The 16,012-nt window shown below is 67.8% G+C and carries 19 protein-coding genes and 1 tRNA gene; 8 read left to right on the plus strand and 12 right to left on the minus strand.

Annotated features, from left to right (window positions below; all coding sequences use genetic code 11):
* The first annotated feature begins 368 nt into the window (after window positions 1-368).
* The gene (locus ACIRPP_RS17140; RefSeq protein ID WP_164334038.1) at window positions 369-1,409 is read left to right on the plus strand and encodes a Yip1 family protein; all 1,041 of its coding nucleotides are present in this window, start codon (window positions 369-371) and stop codon (window positions 1,407-1,409) included.
* Between the two features lie 242 nt (window positions 1,410-1,651).
* The gene (locus tag ACIRPP_RS17145) at window positions 1,652-3,085 is read left to right on the plus strand and encodes a recombinase family protein (protein ID WP_164345844.1); all 1,434 of its coding nucleotides are present in this window, start codon (window positions 1,652-1,654) and stop codon (window positions 3,083-3,085) included.
* A gap of 139 nt (window positions 3,086-3,224) precedes the next feature.
* On the opposite strand, the gene repSA is transcribed toward ACIRPP_RS17145, so the two are convergent.
* From repSA to ACIRPP_RS17195, 10 genes are all read right to left on the minus strand, one after another.
* Window positions 3,225-4,613 carry a replication initiator protein RepSA gene (gene repSA, locus ACIRPP_RS17150; RefSeq protein WP_403643088.1) on the minus strand — a complete coding sequence of 463 codons (1,389 nt, stop codon included), beginning with the start codon at window positions 4,611-4,613 and terminating at the stop codon, window positions 3,225-3,227.
* The gene (locus ACIRPP_RS17155; RefSeq protein ID WP_164345821.1) at window positions 4,610-4,789 is read right to left on the minus strand and encodes a hypothetical protein; all 180 of its coding nucleotides are present in this window, start codon (window positions 4,787-4,789) and stop codon (window positions 4,610-4,612) included. The genes repSA and ACIRPP_RS17155 overlap by 4 nt, the downstream gene beginning before the upstream one ends.
* Window positions 4,786-4,965: a hypothetical protein gene (locus tag ACIRPP_RS17160; protein WP_403643091.1), complete on the minus strand. Its 180-nt coding sequence runs from the start codon at window positions 4,963-4,965 to the stop codon at window positions 4,786-4,788. Before ACIRPP_RS17160 ends, ACIRPP_RS17155 begins: the two co-directional genes overlap by 4 nt.
* Before the next feature lie 92 nt (window positions 4,966-5,057).
* Entirely contained in the window at window positions 5,058-5,294 is a 237-nt protein-coding gene (locus ACIRPP_RS17165) for a hypothetical protein (protein WP_403643094.1), read from the minus strand.
* Window position 5,295: 1 nt separating this feature from the next.
* The gene (locus ACIRPP_RS17170) at window positions 5,296-5,586 is read right to left on the minus strand and encodes a hypothetical protein (RefSeq protein ID WP_403643097.1); all 291 of its coding nucleotides are present in this window, start codon (window positions 5,584-5,586) and stop codon (window positions 5,296-5,298) included.
* Between the two features lie 14 nt (window positions 5,587-5,600).
* On the minus strand, window positions 5,601-5,783 hold the full coding sequence (locus ACIRPP_RS17175) for a mobile element transfer protein (protein WP_164345854.1): 183 nt from the start codon (window positions 5,781-5,783) through the stop codon (window positions 5,601-5,603).
* 16 nt (window positions 5,784-5,799) lie between these two features.
* Window positions 5,800-6,447 (minus strand): DUF2637 domain-containing protein, encoded by a 648-nt coding sequence (locus ACIRPP_RS17180; protein ID WP_403643100.1) that lies wholly within the window; start codon window positions 6,445-6,447, stop codon window positions 5,800-5,802.
* A gap of 79 nt (window positions 6,448-6,526) precedes the next feature.
* On the minus strand, window positions 6,527-6,703 hold the full coding sequence (locus ACIRPP_RS17185; protein WP_403643103.1) for a hypothetical protein: 177 nt from the start codon (window positions 6,701-6,703) through the stop codon (window positions 6,527-6,529).
* A 21-nt stretch (window positions 6,704-6,724) separates the two neighbouring features.
* Window positions 6,725-8,059: an FtsK/SpoIIIE domain-containing protein gene (locus tag ACIRPP_RS17190; protein ID WP_403643106.1), complete on the minus strand. Its 1,335-nt coding sequence runs from the start codon at window positions 8,057-8,059 to the stop codon at window positions 6,725-6,727.
* A gap of 2 nt (window positions 8,060-8,061) precedes the next feature.
* Window positions 8,062-8,391, minus strand: a complete 330-nt coding sequence (locus ACIRPP_RS17195; protein WP_164345860.1) for a hypothetical protein — start codon at window positions 8,389-8,391, stop codon at window positions 8,062-8,064.
* 189 nt (window positions 8,392-8,580) lie between these two features.
* Between ACIRPP_RS17195 and ACIRPP_RS17200 the strand changes: the two genes are divergently transcribed.
* The 3 genes from ACIRPP_RS17200 (at window position 8,581) to ACIRPP_RS17210 (ending at window position 12,405) form a co-directional block, all read left to right on the plus strand.
* Window positions 8,581-8,901, plus strand: a complete 321-nt coding sequence (locus ACIRPP_RS17200) for a putative quinol monooxygenase (RefSeq protein WP_164345862.1) — start codon at window positions 8,581-8,583, stop codon at window positions 8,899-8,901.
* Window positions 8,898-10,133, plus strand: coding sequence for a helix-turn-helix domain-containing protein (locus tag ACIRPP_RS17205; RefSeq protein WP_403643110.1), 1,236 nt, complete (start codon window positions 8,898-8,900; stop codon window positions 10,131-10,133). Before ACIRPP_RS17200 ends, ACIRPP_RS17205 begins: the two co-directional genes overlap by 4 nt.
* Window positions 10,134-11,433: 1,300 nt before the next feature.
* A complete protein-coding gene (locus ACIRPP_RS17210) occupies window positions 11,434-12,405 on the plus strand; it encodes a restriction endonuclease (protein ID WP_403643113.1) in 972 nt (323 codons plus the stop codon).
* A gap of 867 nt (window positions 12,406-13,272) precedes the next feature.
* On the opposite strand, the gene ACIRPP_RS17215 is transcribed toward ACIRPP_RS17210, so the two are convergent.
* Together ACIRPP_RS17215 and dcd are read right to left on the minus strand one after the other, a co-directional pair.
* Window positions 13,273-13,791, minus strand: a complete 519-nt coding sequence (locus tag ACIRPP_RS17215) for a phosphoribosyltransferase (RefSeq protein WP_403643115.1) — start codon at window positions 13,789-13,791, stop codon at window positions 13,273-13,275.
* A gap of 23 nt (window positions 13,792-13,814) precedes the next feature.
* A complete protein-coding gene (gene dcd / locus ACIRPP_RS17220) occupies window positions 13,815-14,390 on the minus strand; it encodes a dCTP deaminase (RefSeq protein WP_164334039.1) in 576 nt (191 codons plus the stop codon).
* A gap of 533 nt (window positions 14,391-14,923) precedes the next feature.
* On the opposite strand from dcd, the gene ACIRPP_RS17225 reads away from it, so the two are divergent.
* The 3 genes from ACIRPP_RS17225 to ACIRPP_RS17235 all read left to right on the plus strand — a co-directional run bounded on the left by ACIRPP_RS17225 (window position 14,924) and on the right by ACIRPP_RS17235 (window position 15,882).
* Window positions 14,924-14,997, plus strand: a tRNA-Gly gene (locus ACIRPP_RS17225).
* A 250-nt stretch (window positions 14,998-15,247) separates the two neighbouring features.
* Window positions 15,248-15,463 (plus strand): type II toxin-antitoxin system VapB family antitoxin, encoded by a 216-nt coding sequence (locus ACIRPP_RS17230; RefSeq protein ID WP_403643118.1) that lies wholly within the window; start codon window positions 15,248-15,250, stop codon window positions 15,461-15,463.
* A complete protein-coding gene (locus ACIRPP_RS17235; protein WP_403643120.1) occupies window positions 15,460-15,882 on the plus strand; it encodes a PIN domain nuclease in 423 nt (140 codons plus the stop codon). The genes ACIRPP_RS17230 and ACIRPP_RS17235 overlap by 4 nt, the downstream gene beginning before the upstream one ends.
* Window positions 15,883-16,012 lie beyond the last annotated feature (130 nt).

The following is a 16,012-nucleotide window of genomic DNA, read 5'->3' on the forward strand; positions in this document are numbered from 1 at the left end:
ACGGCAAGAAGAACGACGGCAAGGCCAAGGAGTCCATCCAGGTCGTCGACGTCTCCCAGCTCCTGCTGGAGTCCGTCAAGACCCCGCTGGACCCGGCCGGCGAGGCGGAGACCGAGGACGCACCGGAGCCGGAGCCGGTCAAGTAGACCGAGCGCCGAGCACGCCACGGCACGCAACCACGCCACGGCACGCAGCACCCCGAAGGGCCGCCCTGCACGGGCGGCCCTTCGGCGTAGCTCCCCTCCCCTTCCTCCCCGTCCGGGCGCACGGCTCCCCTCCCGCCCGGCGGGGCCGTCCGTCGCCCGGAGGACCCCGCCGGGCACACCCCCTACGCAGGACGGACACCGGAGCTGACTACCCCTTAGGGGATGTCACAGCTCGGCCGCAAAGGCCCTCCCGAATGCCGGGGCCCGCCACGCCCCGGGCCGGGACCAGGTACGTTCGAAGACGTGGCTGGATTCAGGATCGGACGCGGCCGGGACAACAACGGCGCTCCTCACGCGCGACCGCAACACCCCCCGTACGGGCAGCAGGCACCGCAGGGGCCGTCGTACGGCTACCCGCAGGCGCCTCAGCCCCCGTACCCGCAGCAGCCGTCGTACGGCAGCGCGGGCGGTGGGGGCGGCAGCCCGTGGCCCGACCCCCACGCGGGGCGCCGCGGCCACCCGGGAGCCCCCGGCGGCGGCTACGGCGGACACGGCGAGCCCGAGTACTTCGGCGACGGCCACCCGCAGGGCCACGGCCCCCAGGGCGGCTACGACCCGTACGCCGCCAACAACCCCGGCCACACCCAGGCGTTCGCCATCGGCGACGACCCCTACACCCAGGGCGGCACCTACCAGGCGGGCGCGGCCCCCGGCCCGGTCGGCCCCCGCCTGCACTGGAAGGACCTCCTGAAGGGCATCGTCACCGCCCCGTCCCGCACGTTCTTCCAGATGCGCGACTACGCGATGTGGGGCCCGGCCCTCGTCGTCACCTTCCTCTACGGCCTGCTCGCCGTCTTCGGCTTCGACGGAGCCCGCGAGGAGGCCATCAACGCCACCCTGTCGAGCGCGGTCCCGATCGTGCTGATGACGGGCGTGGCGATGGTCATCAGCTTCTTCATCCTGGGCGTGGTCACCCACACCCTGGCCCGCCAGCTCGGCGGCACCGGCGCCTGGCAGCCGACGGTCGGCCTGTCCATGCTGATCACGTCGATCACGGACGCCCCCCGCCTGCTCCTCGCCATGTTCGCCGGCGGCGACGCGACCTTCGTCCAGATGGTCGGCTGGGCCACCTGGGTCGCCGGCGGAGCGCTGCTCACCGTCATGGTCAGCCGCTCCCACGACCTGCCCTGGCCGAAGGCCCTGGGCGCGTCCGCGATCCAGCTGATCGCCCTGCTGTCCCTGATCAAGCTGGGCACCCTGTGACCCGCTGACCCACGGCACACACGTGGTGACCCACTGGCCCACGCCCTACACGTGTGAGGGGCTGCCCCCGGTCTCGTCCGACCGGGAGCAGCCCCTCACGCGTACCGGCCGCCGCCCGCGCCCTCAGGCGTCGAGCACCTGCCCGTCCCGCTGCACGACGGGCGGCTGAACGCTCCAGGCTGACTTGACTTGATGAGGGTAGTAATCTGGCCCTGCTCAGGAGGCAAGGGGGAGGGCCGACCGTGGCACGCAAGGTGGGGGTCTACACCCGGATCTCGCGGGACGATGAGGGCGATTCGCTGGGAGTTGCCAGACAGCAGCAGGACTGCGAACGCCTCGCGGATCTCCGATCGTGGCAGGTCGTGAAGACCTACGAGGACAACGACGTCTCCGCGTTCAAGCGCAACGTCGTACGCGACGAGTTCGAGCTGATGCTGCGAGACCTTCGCGCCGGCCTCATCGACGGCATCGTGGCTTACGACCTGGACCGCCTCGCCCGACAGCCGCGGGACCTGGAACGCCTCATTGAGATCTACGACGAGCGGCCCCGCCTGGAGTTCGCCACCGTCACAAATGACATCAACCTCGGATCGCCGGACGGCCGCACCATGGCCCGCATCATGGTGGCATTCGCCAACAAGTCCTCGCACGACGCATCCCGCCGGATCAAGCGCAAGCACCTGGAGTTGGCCCAGCAGGGCAAGGACAGCGGCGGGCCGGCACCGTATGGCTGGAGGAAGGACGACCGCACGAAGGTCGATCCTGCGGCAGCCGAAGCCATCCGTGAGGCACAGCGCGAGATTCTCGCTGGCGTCCGCATCGGAACCATCCGCACCCGTTGGCAGCAACAGGGCTTGGGCAACCCGAGGGCAGGCACCAAGCGCATGGCCCATCACCACGTCGAGCAGATCCTGACCAGCCCAAGACTGGTCGGCTACAGGACGTATCACGGTGAAATCCTGCTCGGCGAGGACGGCGAGCCGGTCATGGGCAACTGGGAGCGGATCAACACCTTGGAAGAGTGGGAGGCCGTGTGCGCGGCGGTCGCCGAGCGGAAGCAGAAGCATCCCGGCAAGTCCCTCGCCCGTAAGTACCTGCTCTCAGGCATCGCCCGCTGTGGACTCTGCAAGACCAAGATCCGAGGGCAGATCAACAGCCGCTGGGAACCGGGGTCGAGAGCCACGAGGTACACGTACCAGTGCTCAGTGGTGAATGGCGGTTGCGGCAAGGTCGGCCGCACTGGGGAGCCCGTCGACAGGCTGATAGCTCAACTCGTGCTCGAAGAACAGCGCACACGAGCGGCAGTCACGGGCATACCAGTCGATCAACGATGGTCGCGCGAGGATGAGCTGGAGCAGGTGACCCAGGACATTGCTCAACTCGTAGAGGCTGAACGCTCGAAGCAGATCACGGTGGCCACGCTCTTGCAGCTCCTGCCGGCCAAAGAGCGGCTACGCGATGAACTCAAACTGGAGCGGGCCCGCTTCTACAAGGAGCAGAAGCAGGCCGAGGCCAAGAGCGAAACGGCGAACCTGACCGTCGAAGAGTTCTTCGCGCTACCCATCGAGCGCCAGCAAGAGATCGTGCTGCACAGCCTCTCAGCCGTGATCATCAACCCAGCAGGACGAGGACGCCGGAAGTTCGACCCCAGCCTGATCGAACCCGTCTGGAGATAACGGTCAGGCCCGCCCCTGCAACACGAGGGCGCGGCGTACCCACTCCTCGTCGCGCTCGGGAGCACGGCGAAGGTGCATCCGCAGCCACTCGTCAGTGCTCATCACCTCATGCTTTGCCCTCTCCTTAGGAGACTGCGGACTAGCGGTCTGACTCATCAAGGGCACCCCCTGCCAGTTCCTCGCGGGCGGTTTCGCGGTTGTGTTGGATGTCGCGGCGGATGTTGGCGGCGAGCCAGGATTCGCCGGGGGTGTGGCCGTGGCCGGCGTAGGTCCAGTGGGCGAGGGTGAGCGTGGTTGCTTCCTCGTCGTCGGGGTCGGGCAGGCCGAGGGCGGCGCGTTGCTGGGCGGCGCGGTAGTCGGCGCGCACCTGGCGCAGTTCGCCGAGGGTGGTGGAGTAGCGGCGGGATTTGGTGGAGAAGTGGCCGCGGAAGCCGAGCATGTGGGCCCAGTCGCGGAGCTTGCGGTCCGGGTAGAGCGCGTGCAGGTCTAAGCACGCTTCGATCAGTCGGCGGGGGTGGTCGGCGACGCCGAGGAGGACGAGGGCTTCCTTGTTGCCGATGCGGCGGTCCACGGTGCCGGTTGTCTCGGCTGCTTTGGTGGCGTATTTGGCGACGTAGGAGGCGACCGCCTGCTCGGTGATGTCCTCGCCGTCGCCGAAGGCGCGGATGGGGCGTACGTCGAGCTGGGTGCCCCACCGCAGGGTCCGGGCCGGTTGGTCCCCGGACGGCGGTACGTCGACTGCTGCGCGGGCGGCGGCGGCCTGGATGGCGTCGGTGAGGAGGTCGAGAGTGGCCCACGCCGGGGGTGGGTCGTCGGGGCCCGCCGGGCCGTCGAAGCGGATCACGGCATGGAAGTGCACGGCCCCGCGCTTTTGGTACTCGGCGACCTTGCCGAAGGAGACGCGGGAGTGTTCCTTGGCATCCTTCTGTGTGAGCCCGGCCCGCTTGGCGACCTCCCGGCGCAGGTAGATCGTGAAGTAGCGCCACAGCTCGGAGGCGTGGTTGTTCCACAGCACCGCGCCCGCGTAATCGTAGGCGTCCGGGTCGAGCGGTGTGCCCAGCTCGGGGGCGTCCTCGGCGTGGCGGGTGCCGCAGCGGCAGGGCCGGTTGCCGGGCCGGTTGTGGACCGGGCCGAACGACGGCGCGGTGAGCGTGGCGAACACCCGCGGGTGGTCGCGGATGGTCTTGGGGGTGCCCTTGGCGGGGTCGCCGACGAGGCCGGCGCGGATCAGGTGGTAGGTGTCGCCCGCGTACGTCCAGGCACAGGCCGGGCAGCGGGAGGCACGCCGGTTGCCGCAGGCGACACGCAGGACCCCGCCGGGCTCGGTGTCGGTGGAGTAGGAGTGCAGCACGTGCCCCGTGGCCGCGTCGCGGGTGACGGTCGAGCCCTGAAGGCGGATCGGGTCGGTGCAGCCGCCGGTTCGGCGGATCTGGTCTTGGATGCGGTCGAAGCCGGTGGACCCGGCCAGCCTCAGCACGTCGGCGAGGGTGGTCGGGTCCAGGCCCGCCGCGGTGGCGGCGTTGGTCACGCGTCGTCCTCCTGGCCGGGGTGGCGGTCGATCCAGTCCTCGGCGCAGACCTTGTGGACGGGCTTGCCGCGGTCGGAGCGCAGCGGGGTGGGCTTGGTGCAGATCACGCAGGGCTTGTCGCCGGTGTGGTCGAAGTGCTCGCGCGAGCGCCAGTCGAGGAGTGCCACGGCGGTCACCGCCCCGTCCGGGCAAGGGCGGCGAGAGCGGTACGGCCGGTGCCGTTGCAGGTCGGGCAGGTGACGCGGAGGGTGGCGCGGGAGCCGTCGTGGTGGCGAGTACCGGTGGTGATGGCGGCGGTGGCGAAGCCGTCGCAGTCGCGGCAGACGCGCGTGATCTGGGCGTGCTGGTGCATGATGAGGCTTCCCTTTCGGGTCCGTTGGATCTGGAAGGTGAGGGCCGTCCGGGGCGGCGGATACTTGGCGGTAGAGGCCGCCCCGGAGGGCGTCAGCGGCGGCGGTTGCGGCGCTTGGAGTAGGCGGGCGGGATCGCGTCGTAGGCGTTGCGGCCCTGCTCGAAGGCGGTGCGGTCGCTTTCGCTCAGGCCGGTTTCGCCGATCTGCCGGGTGATGCGGTTGATGGTCTTGCGGTCGCGGTGGCGTCGGGCGATGGCGTACTCGCGGCCGAGTTCGGTCATCTCCGGGTTGGTCGGGGTGTCGTTGCTCTTGCGGCTGAAGAAGCCCATGTCACTTGCCCTTCCTGGGTTTGGACGTGCGATTGATCGCGTAGCTGAGTCCGCCGGTGGCCGACAGGACCGCGACGGCCGCGCCGGCGATGACCTGGACGACGAAGGCGAGCACAAGCAGCACCGCGACCGACCCCGTGACCACGACGAGCGTCAGGACGATCGGACCGGTGTAGGAGCGGGGTGCTTCCTGGACGATCACGACGCGGCGCACGTCGGTGCCGGGCGGGATCTGCCGGTAGAGGTCGGCGGGGATGTGTCCGGCGCGGAGTTGGTCTTGGGGGTGCTGCATGGCGTGGCCTCCTCTCAGGTGCAGCGGTGGGTACGGGCGGCGAGTTCGGCGGCCGAGCGGTCGCGGTGCTCGGTGGAGAAGCCGCACTTCGGGGCGGTGCAGGCGGCGGCGTGCCGGGTCTGGCCACGGCCGTTGTTGAACGTGCCGACCTGCACCGGGCCGATGCGGATCACGTCGTAGAAGCGGTTCGGGCGCACCAGGGGTCACCTCCTTTCAGGCGAGTTGGGCGACGATCGCGCCGGCGAGGTCTTCCGGAACGCCGAGGCGAGCGCGCAGGGTGGCGGTGTCGATGTCGGTCCCGGTGCGGGTGCGGTGCTCGGTGGCGACCTTGCGTGCGTGGTCGACCAGCGCGGGCGGAACGACCGGGGTCGACGGCGGGGCCGGGGCTTCCGGCAGGGCGGGGACCGGCTCAGCCGGGGTGATCTCCGGTGCCTCGTCCGGTACGTCCGGGCGGTCGACGACCGGCACGGGTTCCGGAGCAGCCGCGGGAGCCGGGTCAGGTGTGGGTTGGTGGACGAGGAGGGTTCCGCCGAGGAAGGCGAGCGCGGGCCAACCGGCGACGAGGATGCGCAGCCAGTCCGGGATGTGGTCGAGGTCGAGGAGTCCGGCGGTTGCGACGTTCGCGCCGAGGGAGGCGACCAGGGCGATGACGAACCAGGTCCAGGCCGAGCGGTCCGTGCGGGCGGTACGCAGTCGGCGCCAGGCGGCGACCAGGAGCAGGTCTACGGAGACGGGGTAGGCCCAGGCTTTCCAGCCGGTTTGTCCGGCTGCTTCGGCGAGGTCGTGCAGGTGGGCGAAGGACAGGGCACCGGCGATCACGGCTTGGATGAGTACTGCGTCGATGCGGATCGAACGGAACACGCGTCTTCACCTCCGTTCACGAGGTCGAGACGGGGGCGGGGCGGATCACGGGTGGTCGTGCCGCCCGGCCCCGGCGGATTCAGTCGGTGGTGGGTGCTTCACCGGAGCCGAAGCAGGTCAGGCACATGGCCGCCTGCCGGTGCTCGGTGGCACGGCCTTTGCGGGGGCCAACCCGGACGGCTTCGGTGATCTCGCCATTGCCGGCGCAGTCCGGGCACTTCCGGGTGCGGGGCTTGGCGGGTTTGCGTGGAGCCATGAGCGATCCCCCCTTTCCGGGTCAGGTCTGCGGGGTCACCAGCGGTGGCGTGGTGGGCATCGGTGGCACCGTCCGGGCGTGCGGGCGGAACGGGGCGAGGAACGGCAGCTCGGGGGTGAGGTGGGCGTACTCCTTGCAGATGGCCGCCGCTTGGGCCGGGGTGGTCTCCGGGGTGCGGATGCGGGACCAGCCACCGGAGGTGTCGCCGGCCACCGCGACACCGGGACGGTCCACCCGGATCGAGGTCGCTGCCATGACCGCGTCCGGGGCGATGTCGCCCAGGCCCATCTCTGCCGTCTGCTTGTCGTTGACTCGGTGCACCACACGGCCGGTGAGCTGAGCCCGCAGAGCGGTCGCACCGCGGCCGAGGTCGGAGCCGAAGCGCTGCCCGCACACCTCCAGGTAGATCCCGACCGCGCGGGCCATCTGCCCCAGCCGCACGAGCTGCATCACGGTCCGGTCCCGCGCCGCTTCCTCCTTCTTGGAGGTGACGAAGAACAGCTCCGCCACCTCATCCACGAGGACCACGAGCGGCACCGGCCGCAGCTTCTCGGGCAGGTCCCACAGGTCGGAGACGCCGTAGAGGGCGAGAAGATCGAAGCGTTCGCTCATCTCCAGCACCAGCGCGTCTATCAGACGGCCGGCCATGTCCGCATCGGTGGCCAGCGCCGACAACCGGGGGACGTAACGGCTGTGCTCTACACCACGCTTACAGTCGATCCCGATCAGACCGACCGGGAGCTTCGCCAGGCCCATGACCAGGTTGCGCTGGTACATCGACTTCCCCGACGAGTTCGCCCCCAGGGTCAGAGCGTGCGGCATCTTGCGGTAGTCCCGCTCGAAGACCGTGCCGTCCTCCCTCAGCGCCACCGGCACCACCAGACCACGCGACCGAGCCGTGCGCGGCATGCGCACCCGGCGCAGCACGTCATAGCCCGTCATCCGCAGCTCGACATAACCCGGCTTGGTCTCCACCACGGCCACCGACTGGACACCGAAGGCGTGCCGCAACCGCTCACAGGACGCGGCCACGTCCGCGGGCTCCAGACCGGCCGGCAGGCGCAGCGTGATCCGCAGCCCCGTCGAGGTCGGGCGGACACGGCGGACCTTGGGCGGGACGGGCCGAACCTCACGGCGAGCCAGATTCCGCGTCATGAACGCCCGCAGACCGGACGGCTGCACCGTCAGCCCGCACACGTCCATCGTCGACCCGTAGGAGAGCGTGAACCGAGCCCAGGTCGCCGGCATCCCAACCAGCGACCAGTACACGCGCGGAGCGCGAGCCTTGGCGTAGCCGAGGCCACCGGCACCGGCTAACGCCCCCGTAGCCTCCAGCCACATCGTCAGGTCAGCCATGATCAGGCCACCGCGGTGATCGCGACCGCGCGGAACGAGATCCCGTGCCGCTTCTCACCGTTGAAGGTGTTCTCCCAGTCACGGGCCTTGAGACCGACCACCCGCACCGGCATGCCCGGCGTCAGGCCCTCCGGGTAACCCGTCTCCGGGATGGTCACCTGGTAGAGGTTGCCCTCACCCTCGTCCGAGACCAGCAGGCCCACGGTCGACAGACCCGCACCGGTCTCCCGGTCCAGAGCCCGCTCCCCGGTCTTCTTGTTCGCCATCTTCGGTTCCGGAGCAGTCGCCACGAACACCACGGCGGTCGACAGATCAATCTTGAAGGACGGCATGATGGAGCCTCCCCTTGTGGGATCAGCCCCGGGCTGCGTTGTGATCTTGGCGGATGCACGTAGCTCGGGGCGCCTTGTTGTTCCGACACTCCGAAGCTACTCGCAGAAAAACTGCGAGTCAACAGAAAAGCTGCGACTAGCAGCAAAAGTCTGCTTCTGCGAGACTGGTTGCGACGAGAAGGGGAAGAAATGACCAACTATGGCCTTTTTGTTCGGTTCACGCTCCGCGAGGGTGCCGCCGAGGCGTTCGACGCACTGATCCGGGAGACTGCCGCCGGCATCCAGGCGCACGAGCCCGGCACGCTGGTGTACGCCTGCCACGAGGTCGAGGGCGCCCCCAACGAACGAGTCTTCTTCGAGCTATACGCAGACCGTGAAGCCTTCGAGGAGCATGAGCGCCAGCCGCACACTCGCCACTTCCTGGCAGAGCGCACGAAGTACGTCGAGAAGACTGAGGTTGACCGGCTCCAGCCGTACGCCGGCAAGTACCCCAGCGGAGGCGAGGCATGAAGGACTCCGACACCAGGACTCTCGGCCAGCGCGTCAAGGAGTTGCGTCGCGCCGCAGGCATGTCACAAAGCGACCTCGCCGCCGCGATGGCGCGCTCCGAGAGCTGGGTTTCGCAGGTAGAGCGAGGAGTGCAGCCTGTTGAGCGCCTGTCGATTCTTCAGGCGCTCGCCGATGCGCTGAAGGTATCCGTACGTGAACTACGGCCAGATGCGGCACCGGCCGAGGAGGCAGAGCCGACAGAGCCACACGGGAGCAACGACCTCGATGGGCTGCGCGTCACCCTCACTGGGCACCCGGCCCTGGGCAGCCTTTTTGAAGATTTGCCGGCCGAACAGGTGCCTTCCCTTACCGACTTCCGGCAGCACGTGGACGAGGCGTGGACGCTCGCGCACGCATCGAGCTACGCGGCATTGAGCGATCACCTTGCCAAGTTGCTCCCGAGCATCGAAGCAGCCGTACGCTACGCGCCGGCGAGCGACCGCACCGAACTCCATGCCCTTCGGGCCAAGGCGTATCAGGTGGCAGCGGCGAGCTTCACCCGGCAGGACCAGGCCGATGCGGCATGGGTGGCGGCGGACCGGGCACTACAGGCAGCCGAGCTGGCGGGCCAGCCGCTAGAGGTCGTCGCCAGCCTGTTTCGCATGGCACATGCCTTTATGCGTCAACGACACATGGAGCAGGCCGAGCAGGCGGCGAAGTCCGCAGTTGCCGTGATGGCGCCGAGAGCGGAGGCGCCCGCATGCCCCGCGGAAGAGCTGTCCCTCTTGGGTGCCATGAACCTGGTCCTGGCCGTGATCAATTCGAGGGAGGGGAACCGAGCAGAGACCCATGAGCACATCGACCGAGCACGCGAGATCGCAGCGCGGTTGGGGGAGGACCGCAACGATTTCGACACCGAGTTCGGGCCGACGAACGTCGAGATCCACGCGGTGAGCACGGCGGTCGAGTTGGGAGACGCAGGGGTTGCCCTGGAAGTGGCCCAGCAGGTTGACGCGTCGGTCCTCTCCCCCGAGCGGCAGTCACGTTTCCTCCTTGACGTGGCGCGAGCGCACGCGCAGCGGCGACACGTCGGCGAGGCCACAGCCGCACTCTTGGAAGCCGAGGCTTTGGCGCCCGAACAGATCCACGATCACCACTTGGCCCGCGAGGTCATCCGCAACTTGGTGCAACTCTCAGAACCACGTGTGCCCGAGTCCCTGCGCGGATTGGCCGAGCGGAGTGCAGTCGGCTAGCCGATCTTGTTACAGATTTCTCTACCTCATCAAGCCCCGGCTGCGCTCCGCTCCGCCGGGCGCGCTCCCGGCTCCGCTCCGGGCGCCGCTCCTGCCTTCGGCCCGCTCCGCCCGCGCTACGCCGACGCGCACCCACCGCTGGGTTGGGCCGAGGCCATGAGGCGATCACCGCACAGAGCGGCGCACGGTCACAGACGATGCCTCCGGCGGGGGATCGGCCGGCACCGGGATGGAGGGGGCACCGTCGCCGCCTGCGGGCCCGTAGGTGTCGTGCGTGGGGTGCTCCCATCCCGTCCACCGTCGACCCAGGCAGAGCCGAGCAGACGCGGCCCAGGGCGTCCAGGTCGTTCGTACAGTGGCGCGCTCCACCTGGACGCCCTGAACCACGCCCGCTCCACGGTGTGTGGGTCGACGGCGGACGGGATGGGAGCTGGGGCGAGTGGTGGGATGAGTGGTCAGCACCGGGCCGGTCAGAGCCATGCCTTCACTACACAGCGCAGATACGCACAGGCACGCGTATCCATGGAGCCCGTACGTGGTTGTCGGACTACTGGGTGCTGATAGATGACACTAGATGTAGCTAGAGGTCCCACAAGCTGAGAGAGCTATAGTGGCAATGCATCACGTGATGCATTGGCGGTCTGAGTAGGTTGAAATGAGACCGCTTAGAACGGCGCGCTAGACCTCCAGCACGGGGGCCCGGCCCTGGTGGGCTGACCAAGACCGGGCTCGTGCGTGGAGACGTGAAGCGGGTCCGGCCGAGTTGATGGCGGTCGGGCCCGCTGCGTACTCGGACCGTTCCATCTTCCGGAACCTCTTCACCTCGGTGCGCTAGCGCGCGAGCTGCTCCACACAGCCGGCGACAGCCGCAACAGCTGCCAGAGTCGCGATCAAGATCCTCACCCATCGTGGGTCAGGGGCACGATCACGTTCCTCCTGCTGAGCAGGCCCTCGCTCTTGCATCTTCACTCCTTACCTGTTGTTGCTCCCCCGGGCTTGCCAGGGACCTCGACCGCGGTGCGGCGAGTGCTGCGATTGGTAAGGAGTGAGGCGGTTTCAGCATACCGGGACCCAGGCGCCCAGCGGCAGTTGACGGTACGCCAGCCCCATCGACCGCGAACAAGGTCGCTAATCCTGGGGAAGTAATCACCTACTGGTGCAATATCAGCCTCTCGGTAATAATGATGAAGCCATGTCCGCTTTGGACCCCGATTTTCGCCATCCGATTCGGATGCCTGTTGCCCCACAGGGTACACTACGAGCTGACGTAGTAGCCGCACCGATGAGGAGACCAGACGCGATGGAGGCGACACCCGCCGCACCCGAAGCCGAGTGGGATCTTCGTCCGGGAGACGTCATCGAGCGCAAGCAGCTCCACGCGAAGTACGGCGGACGTACACAAGGTGGCATCGGCCCGTCGGCCAAGACGCCGAATGTCATGATCTTCACGGATCCAGTCGCCGGCGAGAAGCACGGCTACTACGACGGCTGGATGCCCGATGGGCTCTTCCACTACAGCGGTGAGGGCCAGTACGGCGACCAGCGGATGATGTCCGGCAACGCCAGCATCCTGAACCACGAAGCCGAACACCGAGCTCTCCGCGTGTTTCAGGGCGCTCGCGGGAGAGTCACCTACCTTGGCCGGTTCGTCACCGAAGGCTGGTACGAGGCCGATGCTCCCGAAACCGGCGACGGCCCCCTTCGGAAGGTCATCGTGTTCAAACTTCGACCGATAGACACGCCGTCGCAAGCGCCCGCAACGAAGCTGGGGCGACTCTTGGCCGCCCAGACCGCAGCGGTGGCTGAAATCGAGGTCGAGCAACACGAGACCGAAAAGTCGTTCGTACAGCCAAACCGCGAGCCCTACGAGGCGGAGCGCCACGAAAGCAAGCTGGTGCAGCGCTTTAGCGACTACTTGCGAAGCAGGGGGCACCTGGTGAGCCGGCACCGCATCTTGCCCCCTGGCGAGACCCGCCCTCTGATGACCGACCTCTACGTGGAGGACCTCGGACTCCTGATCGAAGCCAAGGGCAGTGTCACGCGCGAGAACGTGCGTATGGCTATCGGCCAGCTCGCCGACTACGGCAGATTCCTGGATGCGAGGCACCGCGCGATCCTGGTCCCGAGCGAACCGCGGGAAGACCTTCAGGAACTTGTCATGAGCGTGAACCAAGCCTTCGTCTGGCCCGAGAGTAAGAGCTATCAATCCACCAACGTAGAGCTGCAATCAGCTCTCACCGAGAGGGCGCAAATCACCAACTTTGGCGCCTAACGCCAATAACACCTCACGCAGTGGGCTCCGGGAGAGAGCGGGGCGGACGACAGGTGTCAGCCGGAGACCCTGCCGTGCCCTGATCAAACTCATGAGAGGTGTCGACAGCTTGGGATCGTAATACCCATTCCCTGCATTTACCTCTTACGGACGATGGGTGGCACATGGCGATCTCTGAATACGTGGAAGCCTTCACTCCGCCCAGGGACCACTCAGGCCAACAGTGAGTGCTCCCTAGTTCCTGCTGCTCAGGGCACGCATACCGGCTAGGACCGGCTTCGCCTCGGTGAGGCTCGGTGAGCCTCGGTGAGGCTCGGTGAGGCTCGGTGAGGACCTGGGAGCTATAGTCAAAGGGGATGCACGGGTAGGGGTGTCACCCCTTACTGCGATGGAAACAACAGACAGAGCGAAACCTAGGGATTTGGCTCCAAGCAGAGGAGCCCGATCCTGGCTGCAACCAGGATCGGGCTCATGCGTGGAGTCGTTGAGCGGGTCCGGCCGACTAAGCAACGGCCGGGCTCGCTTGCTCTGCCCTGCCTTCTTCCGGTGCACCGCTCCCCATCGGCACGCTAGCGCGCCAGCTGCTCCACACAGCCTGCGAGTGCCGCGATCGCGTAGAGCACCGCCACTAGAATCTCGGTCTTGGTAGGACCGCGCTTCCGGTCACGCTCCGGCTCTTCCTGATCATCTGGCTTCCGCAGATCTGCCATGCCCTCTTCCGATCCGGTTGTTGTCACCCCCCAAACGGGCGGGGTCCTCGGCGCTGAGCCGAAGATCGAGATGGACCGGAAGTGGACGGCAGAAGCATATAGGTCGGCACTGACAGTGAAGCGTGCGCTCACGCCACAACGCCGACCACCAAGTCCGTTAGAGGGCCTCCTTGTTCACCTTGGCCACCTCCCCTGACCTATGTACTGGAGGCAAGACACTCCACGGGAAGTTGATCCAGTCGTCGGTCCGCTTCCAGACGTACTCGCACTTCACCAGGGACTGCGTCTTCTCGTAGACGACGGCGCTGCGCACCTCCGCGACCGCGTCGAGGCAGAAGTCGCGCACCAGCTTGAGCGTCTTGCCGGTGTCGGCGACGTCGTCCGCGATCAGCACCTTCTTCTCGGTGAAGTCGATCCGGTTCGGCACCGGAGCCAGCATGACCGGCATCTCCAGGGTCGTGCCGACCCCGGTGTAGAACTCGACGTTCACCAGGTGGATGTTCTTGCAGTCGAGCGCGTAGGCGAGCCCGCCGGCCACGAAGACACCGCCGCGCGCGATGCTCAGCACGACGTCCGGCCGGTACCCGTCGTCGGCGATGGTCTGCGCGAGCTCGCGCACGGCCACCCCGAACTGCTCGTAGCTCAGGTTCTCCCGCACGTCATCGCCGCCGCTCACGCCGCTCTCCTCACTCACGCCGCTCACACCTGCGTCCGGTGGAAGTTGAGGAAGGACCGCGAGGCCGTGGGACCCCGCTGCCCCTGGTACCGGGACCCGTACCGCTCACTGCCGTACGGCGCCTCCGCGGGCGAGGTGAGGCGGAACATGCACAGCTGGCCGATCTTCATCCCGGGCCACAGCTTGATCGGCAGCGTGGCCAGGTTGGACAGCTCCAGGGTGACGTGCCCGGAGAACCCGGGGTCGATGAAGCCGGCGGTGGAGTGCGTGACGAGCCCGAGCCGCCCGAGCGAGCTCTTGCCCTCCAGCCGCGAGGCGAGGTCGTCGGGCAACGAGATGACCTCGAACGTACTGGCCAGCACGAACTCACCGGGGTGCAGGATGAACGGCTCGTCCCCCTCGGGCTCCACGAGCCGGGTCAGGTCCGGCTGCTCGATGGAGGGGTCGATGTGGGGGTACCGGTGATTCTCGAACACCCGGAAGAAGCGGTCGAGACGCACGTCGATGCTGGACGGCTGCACCATGGAATCGTCGAAGGGATCGATGCGCACCCGCCCGGCGTCGATCTCGGCCCGGAGGTCCTTGTCAGAGAGAAGCACGCCCCGAGAATACGCAAGGCGCGCGGACCGGCCACCATCGCCGTCCCACGCGCCTACGCCCCGGCTCCACCTCAGCCGGTATGTGCCGTTTCTACCGCTTCTGCAGCGTCACCGGCACGACACTGCGGAGCCGCGCACAGCGCGGACAGCGCAGAAGCCGACCGGGGCCGAGCCGCTCGGCCTGCTGCATCGGAAACGAGGCGGCGGTGAACACGTGCCCATCGGCACAGCGGACGACGGTGCGCTCCATCAAGTCCCAGAGTCCCTTCCCCAAGAGGCGCGTCCGGCTTGCTGCCCTGGACGCCAAAAGCCACGTTACGGGATCAAAGGGACCACCCTCCAGGCGGCACTCCGCACCCCCGCGACGCCTCCCCGGCCCCTCCACCGTACGCCCCAACGTGTGCCCCCCGCAGCCGCATCCATCCCCTGAAACACCATCAGGCCCCCGGGTCTCGAACACCGGGGGCCTGACATGGGGTACAGTGAGCAAGCGTCCGGACACCGATCACTTCGACGGCGTTCCGGCGCCTTACGCGGGTGTAGTTTAATGGTAGAACATCAGCTTCCCAAGCTGAGAGCGCGAGTTCGATTCTCGTCACCCGCTCCATGTGAAACCCCCTGGTCTGTGACCCGGGGGTTCTTTGCTGTTGTCACCTGGTCCGGCAATCGCACATTGCCGCTGCGCGTCGGGTGCCATGGACCAGCACGGCCCCCCTGCATGCACCAGGCAGGCCCGAACCAGCCCTGCTTCGCGTGAGCCCTCCGGCGTACCGGGCACGGCCAAGGCCACCATCCAGCTGGGTATGACGTGAACGTATATACTTGATGGCACTCGATATACCCCTGGAGGTGCATCCGTGGCTCGCACCGTGATAGACCTCGATGATCAGTTGGTCGCCGACGTGGCCAAGGCTCTCGGCACCAGCACCAAGAAGGAGACGGTCAACACCGCCTTGCGCGAGGTGCTGGAGAACCGGCGGCGGGCTCTGGCGCTGACCCGCCTGCGGGCGGCGGCGGCCGAGGGCGCCTTCGATCTCGATCTCCTTGAGGACAAGGAAAACTACCGTCGGTGAACGCAGCTCAGTTCCTGATCGACACGAGCGCACTGGCCCGGTTGTTGCGCGGTGACGCCGAGCAGTACGGATGGGACCAGGCGGTGGCAGCCGGGCTCATCGCCACGTGTCCCATCACCGAGCTGGAGTTCTTCTACAGCGCGCGTTCCGCCGCCGACCGTGCACAGGGCATCGCGGATCTGCGTCTCCTCTTCGGCTGGGTGCCGGTCGACGACCGGTCCTACGACCGCGCCTGGCAGGTCCAGGAGATCCTCACCCAGCGCGGACAGCACCGCAGTGCCGGAGCCGTCGACCTCGTGGTGGCGGCCACTGCCGAGTTGCAGGGACTGACCCTCCTTCACCGTGACCGTGACTTCGAGTGCATCGCCGCCGCCACAGGCCAGGCGCTCCAGTGGTACGGGCCAAAACCCGGCGCCTGAACCCGGAGGGCCAGGTCTCCGTTGGGCAGTGGAGCCTCGGCCACCGGACCCGTGGTGGCCGGCCGAGGCTGGGAGCGGGAATCCGCGCGTCCGCGAGGGGCTCTCCGACTGGATTGCTTGTCTCCCCAGC

It is taken from the genome of Streptomyces sp. NPDC101219, assembly GCF_044767675.1.
Taxonomy (GTDB): domain Bacteria; phylum Actinomycetota; class Actinomycetes; order Streptomycetales; family Streptomycetaceae; genus Streptomyces.

Bases quoted from the DNA above. Each gene is read 5' to 3' on its own strand.
- ACIRPP_RS17185 (WP_403643103.1), bottom strand. From the start codon at position 6,703: ATGGCTCCACGCAAACCCGCCAAGCCCCGCACCCGGAAGTGCCCGGAC.
- ACIRPP_RS17200 (WP_164345862.1), top strand. From the start codon at position 8,581: ATGACCAACTATGGCCTTTTTGTTCGGTTCACGCTCCGCGAGGGTGCC.
- ACIRPP_RS17170 (WP_403643097.1), bottom strand. From the start codon at position 5,586: ATGCAGCACCCCCAAGACCAACTCCGCGCCGGACACATCCCCGCCGAC.
- ACIRPP_RS17205 (WP_403643110.1), top strand. From the start codon at position 8,898: ATGAAGGACTCCGACACCAGGACTCTCGGCCAGCGCGTCAAGGAGTTG.
- ACIRPP_RS17140 (WP_164334038.1), top strand. From the start codon at position 369: ATGTCACAGCTCGGCCGCAAAGGCCCTCCCGAATGCCGGGGCCCGCCA.
- ACIRPP_RS17195 (WP_164345860.1), bottom strand. From the start codon at position 8,391: ATGCCGTCCTTCAAGATTGATCTGTCGACCGCCGTGGTGTTCGTGGCG.
- ACIRPP_RS17190 (WP_403643106.1), bottom strand. From the start codon at position 8,059: ATGGCTGACCTGACGATGTGGCTGGAGGCTACGGGGGCGTTAGCCGGT.
- ACIRPP_RS17210 (WP_403643113.1), top strand. From the start codon at position 11,434: ATGGAGGCGACACCCGCCGCACCCGAAGCCGAGTGGGATCTTCGTCCG.
- ACIRPP_RS17165 (WP_403643094.1), bottom strand. From the start codon at position 5,294: ATGGGCTTCTTCAGCCGCAAGAGCAACGACACCCCGACCAACCCGGAG.
- ACIRPP_RS17160 (WP_403643091.1), bottom strand. From the start codon at position 4,965: ATGCACCAGCACGCCCAGATCACGCGCGTCTGCCGCGACTGCGACGGC.